Below are 13,534 nucleotides of genomic sequence, written 5' to 3'. Positions count from 1 at the left end.
ATGATGGGGAAAGGTATGCGCATGCGCGCGTGGGTCGCGGCCGTTGGAGTATTACTGACGGCGGTGGCGGTCAATGCATTGGCCGCCTCGCAGGTCAAGAGCGTGCGGTTGTGGCGAGCCCCGGACAACACTCGGCTGGTATTCGATCTATCTGGGCCCGTGGAACACAGCGTATTCACCCTGGCGGCGCCCGATCGCCTGGTCATCGACATCAATGGTGCGACCCTGGGCGGTGCGCTGAATGTGCCGATGGCCAATACCCCCATCACCTCGATGCGTTCGGCGCAACGCACGCCGACCGATCTGCGCGTGGTCATCGACCTGAAAAAGGCCGTGACCCCCAAGAGCTTCGTGCTGCCCCCCAACCAGCAATACGGCAACCGGCTGGTGGTCGACCTCTACGACTCGCCCCAGGATGCCGAGCCGGCGCCGCCGTCGCCGCCGGTGGCCACGACCCCAGCCGTGCCAGTGTCGCCGGCCCAGCCGAATATCAAGCTGGAGCCGGTGCCCAACGGCAAGCGCGATATCGTCGTGGTCATCGATGCCGGCCATGGCGGTGAAGACCCGGGCGCCTCCGGTTCGCGCGGCCAGCACGAGAAAGACATCGTGCTGGGCATTGCCCGCGAACTGCAGCGCCAGATCAACCAGGACAAGGGCTTCCGCGCCGAATTGACGCGCACCGGCGATTACTTCATCCCGCTGCGCGGCCGGACCGAGATCGCCCGCAAGAAGGGCGCCGATCTGTTCATCTCCATCCATGCCGATGCGGCGCCTTCTTCGGCGGCCTTCGGTGCCTCGGTGTTTGCCTTGTCCGATCGCGGCGCGACTTCCGAGACCGCGCGCTGGCTGGCCGACAGCGAAAACCGTTCCGACCTGATCGGCGGCGCCGGCAACGTCAGCCTCGACGACAAGGACCGCATGCTCGCGGGCGTGCTGCTCGATCTGTCGATGACGGCGTCGTTGAGTTCCAGCCTCAACGTCGGGCAGAAAGTGCTCAGCAGCGTCGGGCGGGTCACACCGCTGCACAAGGCGCGGGTCGAGCAGGCTGGGTTCATGGTGCTCAAGTCCCCGGATATCCCGTCGATCCTGGTCGAGACCGGCTTCATCTCCAACGCCAACGAAGCCAGCAAGTTGCAGTCGGCGCAGCATCAACAGGCGCTGGCGCGGTCTATCCGCGCCGGGGTGCAGCAGTTCTTCCAGCAGAATCCGCCGCCGGGTACCTACATCGCCTGGCTGCGTGACAGCGGCAAGCTTGCGTCGCGCTCGGCCAGTGAACACGTGGTGCGCGCCGGTGAAAGCCTGCCGATGCTCGCTGCCCGCTACGAGGTGCCGGTGGCCAGCCTGCGCGCCACCAACAATCTGAAGAGCGACGAGTTGAAAATCGGCCAGACCCTGACCATCCCCAGCGCAGCCTTGGCGTCCCAATGAATACTACCGCCCGTATCGAGCTGCTCAGCCCGCGCCTCGCCAACCAGATCGCTGCCGGCGAAGTGGTCGAGCGCCCGGCTTCGGTGATCAAGGAGTTGCTGGAAAACAGCCTGGACTCCGGCGCTCGGCGCATCGATGTCGACGTCGAGCAAGGTGGTGTCAAGCTGCTGCGGGTGCGCGACGATGGCGGGGGAATCTCCAGTGATGACCTGCCGCTGGCCCTGGCCCGCCACGCCACCAGCAAGATCCGTGATCTGGATGACCTCGAACGGGTGATGAGCCTGGGCTTTCGCGGCGAGGCGCTGGCGTCGATCAGTTCGGTGGCGCGCCTGACCCTGACCTCGCGCACTCAGGATGCCGAGCAAGCCTGGCAGGTGGAAACCGAAGGCCGCGACATGGCTCCGCGGGTTCAGCCCGCGGCGCATCCGGTGGGCACCTCGGTGGAAGTGCGCGATCTGTTCTTCAACACGCCCGCGCGGCGCAAGTTTCTCAAGACCGAAAAAACCGAATTCGACCACCTGCAAGAAGTGATCAAGCGCCTGGCACTGGCGCGCTTCGATGTGGGCTTCCATCTGCGTCACAACGGCAAGACCGTGCTCAGCCTGCATGAGGCCCACGACGATACTGCCCGTGCCCGTCGCGTCGCCGCAGTGTGCGGCCCGGCGTTTCTGGAACAGGCGCTGCCGATCGAAGTCGAGCGCAATGGCTTGCATCTGTGGGGTTGGGTCGGGTTGCCGACCTTCTCCCGCAGTCAGGCCGACTTGCAGTACTTCTTCGTCAACGGCCGTGCGGTGCGCGACAAGCTGGTGGCCCACGCGGTGCGTCAGGCCTATCGCGACGTGTTGTTCAACGGGCGGCACCCGACGTTCGTACTGTTTCTGGAAGTCGACCCGACGGCCGTGGACGTCAATGTGCACCCGACCAAGCACGAAGTGCGTTTCCGTGACGGGCGCAGCGTGCATGATTTTCTTTATGGCACCTTGCACCGGTCGTTGGCGGATGTGCGCCCGGAGGATCACCTGCCGGCGGCAGCGGCCAATCCCGAGGCGCCGCGGCCCACCGGGCTGGACGCCGGGGAGTTCGGCCCCCAAGGCGAAATGCGCCTGGCGGCCAATCTGCTGGAGCCGACGGCTTCGGCGCCGACCTACGGCGCCGGGTTGCAAGGCAACTACGGTGGCAGCGGCTCGGGTGGCGGCAGCTCAGGCGGCGGCAGCTATGGCAATCAATACGTGCCCCGGCCCTCGGCCGCCTTGCCGGTCGCCGAGGCCCAGGCGGCCTATCGCGAATTCTTCAAGCCGTTGCCAGGTGATGCCGGCGCTCCCGCATTGCCCACCAGCGACGGCGATATCCCGCCCTTGGGCTATGCGCTGGCGCAGCTCAAGGGCATCTATATTCTTGCCGAAAACGCCCAGGGCCTGGTGCTGGTGGATATGCACGCCGCCCACGAACGCATCATGTACGAGCGCCTGAAGATCGCCATGGCTAGCGAAGGCCTGAGTGGCCAGCCGCTGCTGGTGCCGGAGTCCATTGCGGTCAGCCAGCGCGAGGCCGATTGCGCTGAAGAGCACGCCAGCTGGTTTCAGCGCCTGGGCTTCGAACTGCAACGCCTGGGCCCGGAAACGTTGGCCATCCGCCAGATCCCGGCGTTGCTCAAGCAGGCCGAGGCCAATCGCCTGGTGCATGACGTGCTCGCCGATCTGATGGAATACGGCACCAGCGACCGTATCCAGGCGCACCTCAACGAATTGCTCGGCACCATGGCCTGTCACGGCGCCATCCGTGCCAACCGGCGCCTGGCCATCCCGGAAATGAACGGCCTGCTGCGCGACATGGAAATCACCGAGCGCAGCGGCCAATGCAACCATGGTCGACCGACCTGGACGCAGATGGGCCTGGACGACCTCGACAAGCTGTTCCTGCGGGGGCGCTGAGATGAGTGCCTTGCCCCCCGCCATTTTCCTGATGGGGCCGACCGCTGCCGGCAAGACCGATCTGGCCATCGAGCTGACCAAGGTGCTGCCCTGCGAACTGATCAGTGTCGATTCGGCGCTGGTCTATCGCGGCATGGACATCGGCACCGCCAAGCCGTCCAAGTCCCTGCTGGCCGAGTATCCGCATCGCCTGATCGACATCCTCGACCCGGTCCAGAGCTACAGCGCAGCGGATTTTCGTCGCGATGCCCTGCAGGCCATGGCTGAGATCAGCGCCCGGGGCAACATTCCGTTACTGGTCGGCGGCACCATGTTGTATTTCAAGGCGTTGCTCGACGGTCTCGCCGATATGCCGGCCGCCGATGCGCAGATCCGTGAAACCCTCGAGGCAGACGCCGCGCGCGACGGCTGGCAGGCGCTGCACGAGCGGTTGGCCGCCGTCGATCCGGTGTCGGCGGCGCGAATCCACCCCAACGATCCGCAGCGTTTAATCCGCGCGCTGGAGGTTTTTCTGGTCAGCGGCGCGAGCATGACCGAGCATCGGCAACGACAAATCGCGCAAAGTACTGACGCAGGCGCTTCTGGTAGCGGTCAATTGCCCTATACTGTCGCCAATCTGGCGATCGCTCCGACGGATCGGCGGGTGCTGCATGAGCGGATTGCATTGCGATTCGGGCAGATGCTGGAACAGGGATTCGTTGACGAGGTCAAAACGCTGCGCGCTCGTGGCGACTTGCATGCAGGTCTGCCGTCGATTCGGGCAGTGGGTTATCGGCAAGTCTGGGATCATCTCGATGGCAAGCTGACAGCGGTAGAAATGCAGGAGCGGGGCATCATTGCCACTCGCCAATTGGCGAAGCGACAATTTACCTGGTTGCGCAGTTGGGCTGACTTACACTGGCTGGACAGCCTGGCTTGCGACAATCTGCCGCGCACCTTGAAATACCTGGGTTCGGTCTCCATATTGAGCTGAGTCCCTGCAATTGCCGTCTATCCTTGGGGGTGTGACGGCTAAAGCCATCATTTTTCGAATTATTCTATTGATCCTTAAAGGAGTGCGGCACATGTCAAAAGGGCATTCGCTACAAGACCCTTACTTGAACACCTTGCGTAAAGAAAAAGTGGGGGTTTCGATTTATCTCGTCAACGGTATCAAGCTGCAAGGCACGATCGAGTCGTTCGACCAGTTCGTCATCCTGCTGAAAAACACCGTGAGCCAGATGGTTTACAAACACGCTATCTCCACCGTTGTGCCGGTTCGTCCGATTCGCCTGCCTAGCGCCAGCGAAGACGGCGCTGAACATAGCAGCGAACCAGGTAACGCCTGATAGGAGTCTGCATTGTTCTTTGAGCGCCACGGCGGTGGTGAACGGGCGATACTCGTTCACTTGGATGGTCAGGACCCTGAGGCGCGTGAAGATCCGCAGGAGTTTCAGGAGCTGGCTGTCTCGGCAGGTGCCGATACCGTCGCGTTCGTGAGCGTGTCGCGACATCAGCCCACTGCCAAGTATCTGATAGGCAGTGGGAAGGTCGAAGAGCTGCGAGACCAGGTCAAGGCGGAACACGCCGACCTGGTGATCTTCAACCACACCCTCACACCCAGTCAGGAACGTAACCTCGAAAAAGCTTTCGAGTGTCGCGTGCTTGACCGCACCGGCCTGATTCTCGATATCTTCGCGCAACGCGCCCGCACCCATGAAGGCAAGCTGCAGGTCGAACTGGCCCAGCTCGAGCACATGAGCACGCGGCTGGTCCGCGGCTGGACTCACCTTGAGCGCCAAGGCGGCGGTATCGGCCTGCGCGGCCCGGGTGAAACCCAGCTCGAAACCGACCGCCGCCTGCTGCGCGTGCGTCTGCGCCAAATCAAGGCGCGTCTCGAAAAAGTCCGCAGTCAGCGCGAACAGGCCCGGCGTGGCCGCAAGCGCGCGGATATTCCTTCGGTATCGCTGGTGGGTTACACCAACGCCGGCAAGTCGACGCTCTTCAACGCGGTGACGTCTTCGCAGGTCTATGCCGCCGACCAACTGTTCGCCACCCTCGACCCTACCTTGCGCCGGCTCGAGCTGGCTGACGCCGGGCCGATCGTGCTGGCCGACACCGTGGGTTTCATTCGCCATTTGCCGCACAAGCTGGTGGAGGCTTTCCGGGCTACGCTCGAAGAGTCCAACAACAGTGATCTGTTGCTGCATGTGATCGATGCCCATGAGCCGGAGCGTGAACAGCAGATCGAGCAGGTGATGGCCGTGCTGACCGAAATTGGTGCACAAGGCTTGCCGATCCTCGAGGTGTATAACAAACTCGATCTGCTCGAAGGCGTAGAGCCGCAGATTCAGCGCGATGGCGATGGCAAACCGCAGCGGGCCTGGGTTTCGGCCCGTGATGGGCGCGGTCTGGACCTGTTGCGCCAGGCCATGGCGGAGCTGATCGAAGACGATCTGTTCGTCGGCACCTTGCACCTGGGGCAGCAATTCGCGCGTTTGCGGGCGCAGTTCTTCTCCGTCAATGCGGTGCAGAGCGAAACCCACGACGACGATGGCGCGAGCCTGCTGGCTGTGCGTTTGCCGCGTGTCGAGTTCAATCGGTTGATCAGCCGTGAGGGGCTGGAGCTCGAAGAATTCATCCAGCAACACACTTTGCAATAAATGCTTCGGCATCTGGTTATGCCGAGGTGACAGGCATTCTGTAGCATTGGCCGGCGCGCCGCGGGCGCGTCTTTGCTTTATCAGATGGAGAGCGCTATGGCTTGGAATGAGCCGGGTGGTGGCAATTCGAATAATCAAGATCCCTGGGGTGGCAAACGCCGTGGAGGCGACCGCAAGGGGCCACCGGATCTGGATGAAGCCTTCCGCAAGCTACAGGAAAGCCTGAACGGTTTGTTCGGTGGTGGGAAAAAACGCAGCGGTGATGGCGGTGGTCCGTCGTCGTCCAAAGGCGGTGGCTTCGGCTTGCTTGGCATTGGCCTGGCCGTGCTGGTGGCTATCTGGCTGTACAGTGCGGTCTACGTGGTCGACGAGCAGGAGCAGGCCGTGGTGCTGCGCTTCGGCAAGTACTACGAAACCGTGGGTGCGGGCCTGAACATCTACTTCCCGCCGTTCGATAAAAAGTACATGGAAAACGTCACGCGCGAGCGCTCGTACTCCAAGCAGGGGCAGATGCTGACCGAAGACGAGAACATCGTCGAAGTCCCGCTGACCGTGCAGTACAAGATCAGCAACCTCAAGGACTTCGTCCTCAACGTCGATCAGCCTGAAGTCAGCCTGCAGCACGCGACGGACAGCGCCTTGCGTCACGTGGTCGGTTCGACCGCCATGGACAAGGTCCTGACCGAAGGTCGCGAGCAGATGGCGGGTGAAATCAAGGAGCGTCTGCAGCGCTTCCTCGATACCTATCAGACCGGTATCAGCGTGACCCAGGTCAACGTGCAGAGCGCGGCAGCCCCGCGTGAAGTGCAGGAAGCCTTCGATGACGTGATTCGTGCCCGTGAAGACGAGCAGCGGTCGCGCAACCAGGCTGAAACCTACGCCAACGGCGTCGTGCCGGAAGCCCGCGGTCAGTCCCAGCGCATCATCGAAGACGCCAATGGCTACCGTGACGAAGTCGTCTCGCGGGCCAAGGGTGAGGCCGATCGCTTCACCAAGCTGCTGAGCGAATACCGCAAGGCCCCGGACGTGACGCGCGAGCGCCTCTATCTGGAGACCATGCAGGACGTCTACAGCAACACCAGCAAGGTGCTGGTCAGCGGCGACAAGGGCAACAATCTGCTCTACCTGCCGCTCGACAAGATGGTCCAGGGCAGCCGCAACAACAGCGGTGCGTCCTCGACGACGCCGGCTCCGGTGGTCGATTCGGCTGGTGCGCGTGCCGCCTCCGACTTGCAACAGCAGCAGCGTGAATTGCGTTCCAGGGAGAGTCGCTGATGAGCAATAAATCCGTGATTGTCCTGATCGTCGGGGTTGTCCTGGCGGTTGTCGCCTGGAACAGCCTGTACGTGGTGTCGCAGACCGAACGTGCCGTGCTTCTGCAATTCGGCCGTGTGGTGCAGGCTGATGTTTCGCCTGGCCTGCATGCGAAAATCCCGTACGTGAACCAGGTGCGCAAGTTCGACGCGCGGCTGCAGACCCTCGACGCGCCGACCCAGCGGTTCCTGACCCTAGAAAAGAAAGCCGTGATGGTCGATGCCTACGCCAAGTGGCGCATCAAGGACGCCGAGCGCTTCTATACCGCGACCTCGGGCCTCAAGGCCAATGCCGACGATCGTCTGGGGCGTCGTCTGGAATCCGGTCTGCGTGACCAGTTCGGCAAGCGCACGCTGCATGAGGTGGTGTCCGGCGAGCGTGATGCGCTGATGGCCGACATGACCGCCTCCCTGAACCGCATCGCCGACAAGGAGTTGGGCATCGAGGTAATCGATGTGCGGGTCAAGGCCATCGACCTGCCCAAGGAAGTCAACAAGAGCGTGTTCGAGCGCATGAGCACCGAGCGTGAACGTGAGGCTCGCGAGCACCGCGCCAAGGGTAACGAGCTGGCTGAAGGTATCCGTGCCGATGCCGACCGTCAGCGTCGTGTGCTGCTGGCCGAGGCGTATCGCGAGTCGGAAGAGGCCCGTGGTGATGGTGACGCGCAAGCAGCCGCCATCTATGCCAAGGCCTACTCCCAGGACCCTGAGTTCTACGGGTTCTATCGCAGCCTGCGTGCCTACCGCGACAGCTTCTCCAGCAAAGGTGATGTGCTGGTACTCGACCCAAGCAGCGATTTCTTCCAGTACATGAAGAAACCCAAGTAAAGGTCGCGGTCATCACGGCGAAGGGCTCCGCCGGGCGGCTTATCCGTCTGGCGGGGTGATCCTTGCGCAAAACGTGTGTATGATGCGGCAGCCGGGAAATTCCCGGCTTTTTTGCGTCTGCGATATCGATTGGCCTTTTACCGGGCCGAGCATCGGTAAAGATTTCGAGGATAGCGGCCTTCAGGGCTTGTGCGGTCTGCAACGACCGCCGTGCGCCTGCGCCGGTATCTGCTTCACTCAAGGCTCGGCTCAGGGCGGGCCGCCCGGATCAAAGGGGATTGGCGTAATGGCAACGGTAGACCGCTGGCTGCTGCCAGATGGCATCGAAGAAGTACTGCCGCCGGAGGCAGCGCGCATCGAAGTAGCGCGCCGCAAGGTGTTGGATCTGTTCCAGAGCTGGGGCTACGAGTTCGTCGTCACTCCGCATATCGAGTACCTGGAGTCGCTGCTGACCGGCGCGGGCCAGGACCTGGATCTGCGTACCTTCAAAGTGATCGACCCGCAATCGGGGCGGCAGATGGGCTTTCGCGCCGACATCACGCCGCAGGTCGCCCGCATCGACGCCCACACCATGCGCCGCAAGGGCCCCAGCCGCCTGTGCTATGCCGGTAGCGTGCTGCATGCCAAGCCGCGGGCGCTGTCTAATTCGCGCAGCCCGATCCAGTTGGGCGCCGAGCTCTATGGCGACGCCAGCCCGAGCAGCGATGTTGAAGTGATCAGCCTGATGCTGGCTATGCTTGATCTATGGCAGGTGCCGGATGTGCACATGGATCTTGGTCATGTCGGCATCTATCGCGGCCTGGCCCGCGCGGCCGGCCTGACGGGCGAAGTCGAGCAGCAGTTGTTCGATGCCCTGCAACGCAAGGCCATCGACGAAGTCGTAGACCTGACGGCCGGCTTGCCCGCCGATCTGGCGCGCATGCTGCGTGCCTTGGTGGGGCTGTGCGGTGGTCAGGAAGTATTGGAGCAGGCCCGAGAAGTGCTGGCCGATGCGCCGGCACCGGTCGTGGCGGCGCTGAAGGATTTGCTGGAAATCGCCGAGCGTCTGGCTGCGCGCTTCCCGCAGCTGCCGCTGTATTTCGACCTGGGCGAGCTGCGCGGCTACCACTACCACACGGGTGTGGTGTTCGCGGCGTTCGTGCCGGGTGTCGGCGTGTCGATCGCCCAGGGCGGCCGTTACGACGACATCGGTGCGGATTTCGGGCGCGCGCGTCCGGCCACCGGTTTTTCAACCGATCTCAAGAGCCTGGTGACATTGGGCAGCAACGAGATCGAGCTTCCGTCTGGCGGCATCTGGATGCCCGACAGCACGGACGCGGCGCTCTGGCAGATGGTCTGCCAGCTGCGTGGCGAAGGTCAGCGGGTGGTTCAGGCCTTGCCTGGGCAACCGGCGAGCGCCGCCCTGGAGGCGGACTGCGACCGGCAATTGATTCAGCAGAACGGGCTGTGGCAGGTTTTGCCGCTGGCTTCTTGAGTGTTCCTGCCGGCCGCAGCCGGCACCAAGTTTGCGCGAATGAGGACAAGTGTTATGGGTAAGAATGTCGTAGTCCTGGGCACCCAATGGGGTGATGAGGGCAAAGGCAAGATCGTTGATCTGCTGACCGAACATGCTGCCGCGGTGGTGCGCTATCAAGGCGGCCACAACGCCGGTCACACCTTGGTGATCAATGGCGAAAAAACCGTATTGCACCTGATTCCGTCGGGTGTGCTGCGTGAAGGCGTCGAGTGCCTGATCGGCAATGGTGTGGTGGTGGCGCCGGATGCACTGCTGCGCGAAATCATCAAGCTGGAAGAAAAAGGCGTGCCGGTGCGCGAGCGTCTGCGCATCAGCCCTTCCTGCCCGCTGATCCTGTCGTACCACGTAGCGCTGGACCAGGCCCGTGAAAAGGCTCGCGGCGAGCTGAAGATCGGCACCACCGGTCGCGGCATCGGCCCGGCCTACGAAGACAAGGTCGCGCGTCGCGGCCTGCGCATCGGTGATCTGTTCCACCGTGAGCGCTTCGCCTCCAAGCTGGGCGAACTGCTGGACTACCACAACTTCGTGCTGGTCAATTACTACAAAGAGCCTGCCATCGATTTCCAGAAGACTCTGGACGAGTGCATGGAATACGCCGAGATGCTGCGCCCGCTGATGGTCGACGTTACCGCCGAGCTGCACGAGCTGCGTCGCGCTGGCAAGGACATCATGTTCGAAGGCGCCCAGGGTTCGCTGCTGGATATCGACCACGGTACCTACCCGTACGTCACCAGCTCGAACACCACCGCTGGCGGTATCGCCACCGGTTCGGGTTTCGGTCCGATGTACCTGGATTACATCCTCGGCATCACCAAGGCCTACACCACTCGCGTCGGTTCGGGGCCATTCCCTACCGAACTGTTCGATGACGTCGGTGCCTACCTGGCCAAGAAGGGCCATGAGTTCGGTGCTACCACCGGCCGTGCCCGTCGTTGCGGCTGGTTCGACGCCGTCATTCTGCGTCGCGCCATCGACGTCAACAGCATCTCGGGCCTGTGCCTGACCAAGCTGGACGTGCTGGACGGTCTGGAGACCATCAACATCTGCGTCGGTTACAAGAACGAAGCCGGTGCGGTGATCGACGCGCCTACCGACGCCGACAGCTATATCGGCCTGGAGCCGGTGTACGAGCAGATGCCGGGCTGGAGCGAATCCACCGTCGGCGCCAAGACCCTGGAAGAGCTGCCTGCCGCCGCTCGCGCTTACATCAAGCGCATCGAAGAACTGGTTGGCGCGCCGATCGATATCATCTCCACCGGCCCGGACCGCGTCGAGACCATCGTTCTGCGTCACCCGTTTGCCTGATAGGTTGACTCGGTAGCAAACAAAGGGCCCTTTTGGGGCCCTTTGTCGTTTCTGCCCGCTGCGCGGCACAGGATTTGCTGAGACTATCGCCTGTTAAGTGCCATCATTTTAGTGGCGTCAACAAAATGAGGGTTCCTCGGTGTCGGCCATTCTTTCGTTGTTGCAGAGTCGTTTGTTGCGTCCGGTGTTCATTGCGCTCGGCATTGCCCTTTTGGTGCAGGTGCTGGTGGCGGTCGCCCTGACGCGGAGCACGGTGACAGCCCTGGAAGCGGATCTGGGCAAAAGCATGCAGGCTGACAGTCTGCGCCTGAGCGCCGAACTGGGGCAGGCCAGCGATGAGGTGCGCGGCAGCCTCGAGGCACTGTCGAGCAGCACCCGGCAGAAGCTCACGGCGGGTCTGTCGACGCGCCTGCAGGATGAGCAGAAGCAGCTACGCGCCACGCTGGAGAAGGACCTGCACGACTCGGCCAACGACATGGCCCAACTGCTCGCCTCGGTCGCGCCGCGCGCCATGTGGGACAACGATGTGCCGGCACTGTCGGAATTCGCCCGGCGCGCGCAGCGTAATCCGAACGTGCTGTTCGTGGTTTATGACGATGCCACTGGCGAGCACCTGACTCGCTATCTCAATCGCGATAATCCGATCAACCAGGCGCTGGTGGAGAAGGGCGCCGGCGAGCGCGCGTTGGACAAGGCGCTGGATGCTGCGCGCAGCGATCCGGCGGTGTATTACGTCGAGGCCTCCATCAGCCCCAATGGCGTGGAGATCGGCAGGGTGCGCATGGGGGTGTCCACGGCGTCTATCGATACCGAGCTCCAGGCGCTCGACAAGCGTTTTGCCGCGCTGATCGCCAGCGGCGATCAGCTGGTGGGAGACAGCCTGGGTTCGGCTGCCAGTGACAGTTCCAGGACGCTGCAAGGGCGGCTCAAGACTGCGCAGGACAGCGCCTCCAGCATGCAGGCCAATACCACCGCGGCGGTGCAGGAAGCGGCGAGTGCGTTGCGCTGGCGCATCGGTATGGGCTTGGCACTGGTTGGTCTGGGGGTGTTGCTGGTGCTGGCGGTAGTACTGGGGCGGCGGGTGGTCACCAAGCTGCATCTGTTGATTCGCGCACTCGATGACCTGGCGGCGGGCGAGGGTGACTTGACCAAGCGAGTGCAGCTCGACAGTCGTGACGAAATCGGCGACATGGCTGCGGCGGTCAATCGCTTCGTCGACAAGCTGCAGCCGATCGTGCGTGAGGCCGGCGATGTGGCGCTGCGCACCGGTGCCGAGATCGGCGCCTTGACGCAACGCAATGCGGGCGCCAATGCCGCCGCCGAGCTGCAGCGCGACGAGGTGGCGGCGAGCCTGCAGGCGTTGTCGAAGATGGCCGATGAGGCTCAGGCCGAGAGCCAGGCGATGCAGTCGGCCTTGGCGCAGGTGGTGGAGATTCGTCAGGCGACCGATGAAAACACCCGCGCGTCCGAACAGGTCGGCGGGCTCATAGAGGCCTTGGCAGGCCAGGTGCAGACCGGTTCGCGGGTGATCGAGCGGCTGGCCGAGCAAAGCCAGCAGATCGAAGTGGTATTGACGGTGATCCACGGCATTGCCGAGCAGACCAACCTGCTGGCCCTTAACGCGGCCATCGAGGCGGCGCGGGCAGGGGAAAGCGGTCGCGGCTTCGCCGTGGTGGCGGATGAGGTGCGGGCGCTGGCCAGCAAGACTCAGCGCTCCACGGGCGATATCCAATCGCACATCGGCGCGTTGCAGGCAGGTGCCAAAGAGGCGGTTGCGGCGATTGGTCAGGCCGGGCGCCAGGCAGATGAGGGGTTGCGGGTGCTGCAGGGCAGTGCGCGGTTGCAGCAGAGTGTGCAGTCTTCGGTGGAGCAAGTGCATGCCGCGATCGGCCTAGCGACCCAGGCGGCGGCTCATCAGGCGCAAGGCGCACAGGCGGTGAAGGGGCGGGTGGAGACCATTCATCTGCAGGCCGAACGGGCCGCGCAGCTGGTGCAGCAGACCACCGCCAGCAGTGTCGAGCTGGACAAATTGGCGGGGCAGCTAAAGGCCAGTATCGGGCAGTTCCGTGCTTGATCTGTAGCGAGGGGGCTTGCCCCCGATTGCGGTGTGTCAGCCATGGAGATGTCGCTGGCACTATTTTCGGAGGCAAGCCTCCTCGCTACAGGGTCGTCGGCACGTTTTCCGAATGGCAGAAACGCAAAAACCCGCTTTCGCGGGTTTTAGCTGAAGATGGTGCCCAGGAGAAGACTCGAACTTCCACGACCGTAAGGTCACCAGCACCTGAAGCTGGCGTGTCTACCAATTTCACCACCTGGGCATACAACGTCGCACTGCGTCGTTGTGGGCCGCACTATACGGAGGGCGTCTCACTCTGTAAAGCCCCCGCGCAAGGATTTTTGCATCGGGCCAAGTCATTGCCCGGAAACGCAAAAACCCGCTTTCGCGGGTTTTTGTGAGTGAGATCAAAGTAAGCTACTCTGCATCTCGAAATTGGTGCCCAGGAGAAGACTCGAACTTCCACGACCGTAAGGTCACCAGCACCTGAAGCTGGCGTGTCTACCAATTTCACC

The 13,534-nt window shown here is 63.0% G+C and carries 10 protein-coding genes and 2 tRNA genes; 10 read left to right on the top strand and 2 right to left on the bottom strand.

Annotated elements, in window-relative coordinates:
• Window positions 1–3: 3 nt before the first annotated feature.
• The 10 genes from AC3WJP_RS06940 (at window position 4) to AC3WJP_RS06895 (ending at window position 13,037) form a co-directional block, all read left to right on the top strand.
• Entirely contained in the window at window positions 4–1,428 is a 1,425-nt protein-coding gene (locus AC3WJP_RS06940; RefSeq protein ID WP_493720626.1) for an N-acetylmuramoyl-L-alanine amidase, read from the top strand.
• A complete protein-coding gene (mutL, locus tag AC3WJP_RS06935; protein WP_493720507.1) occupies window positions 1,425–3,359 on the top strand; it encodes a DNA mismatch repair endonuclease MutL in 1,935 nt (644 codons plus the stop codon). Before AC3WJP_RS06940 ends, mutL begins: the two co-directional genes overlap by 4 nt.
• A gap of 1 nt (window position 3,360) precedes the next feature.
• Window positions 3,361–4,332, top strand: coding sequence for a tRNA (adenosine(37)-N6)-dimethylallyltransferase MiaA (miaA, locus tag AC3WJP_RS06930; protein ID WP_493720508.1), 972 nt, complete (start codon window positions 3,361–3,363; stop codon window positions 4,330–4,332).
• A 91-nt stretch (window positions 4,333–4,423) separates the two neighbouring features.
• A complete protein-coding gene (gene hfq, locus AC3WJP_RS06925) occupies window positions 4,424–4,687 on the top strand; it encodes an RNA chaperone Hfq (RefSeq protein ID WP_493720509.1) in 264 nt (87 codons plus the stop codon).
• Between the two features lie 12 nt (window positions 4,688–4,699).
• Entirely contained in the window at window positions 4,700–6,001 is a 1,302-nt protein-coding gene (hflX, locus tag AC3WJP_RS06920; protein WP_493720510.1) for a ribosome rescue GTPase HflX, read from the top strand.
• Between the two features lie 96 nt (window positions 6,002–6,097).
• Window positions 6,098–7,276 carry an FtsH protease activity modulator HflK gene (hflK, locus tag AC3WJP_RS06915; protein ID WP_493720511.1) on the top strand — a complete coding sequence of 393 codons (1,179 nt, stop codon included), beginning with the start codon at window positions 6,098–6,100 and terminating at the stop codon, window positions 7,274–7,276.
• Window positions 7,276–8,142, top strand: a complete 867-nt coding sequence (gene hflC, locus AC3WJP_RS06910) for a protease modulator HflC (protein WP_493720512.1) — start codon at window positions 7,276–7,278, stop codon at window positions 8,140–8,142. The genes hflK and hflC overlap by 1 nt, the downstream gene beginning before the upstream one ends.
• 286 nt (window positions 8,143–8,428) lie before the next feature.
• A complete protein-coding gene (locus AC3WJP_RS06905; protein ID WP_493720513.1) occupies window positions 8,429–9,616 on the top strand; it encodes an ATP phosphoribosyltransferase regulatory subunit in 1,188 nt (395 codons plus the stop codon).
• A 54-nt stretch (window positions 9,617–9,670) separates the two neighbouring features.
• Window positions 9,671–10,963, top strand: coding sequence for an adenylosuccinate synthase (locus AC3WJP_RS06900; protein ID WP_493720514.1), 1,293 nt, complete (start codon window positions 9,671–9,673; stop codon window positions 10,961–10,963).
• A gap of 139 nt (window positions 10,964–11,102) precedes the next feature.
• On the top strand, window positions 11,103–13,037 hold the full coding sequence (locus AC3WJP_RS06895) for a methyl-accepting chemotaxis protein (protein WP_493720515.1): 1,935 nt from the start codon (window positions 11,103–11,105) through the stop codon (window positions 13,035–13,037).
• A 157-nt stretch (window positions 13,038–13,194) separates the two neighbouring features.
• On the opposite strand, the gene AC3WJP_RS06890 is transcribed toward AC3WJP_RS06895, so the two are convergent.
• A tRNA-Leu gene (locus AC3WJP_RS06890) sits at window positions 13,195–13,281 on the bottom strand.
• Between the two features lie 174 nt (window positions 13,282–13,455).
• Window positions 13,456–13,534 (bottom strand) — tRNA-Leu (locus AC3WJP_RS06885).

Source organism: Pseudomonas sp. GW821-FHT01A09, assembly GCF_058986725.1.
This window is presented reverse-complemented; position numbering and strand designations above follow the sequence as displayed.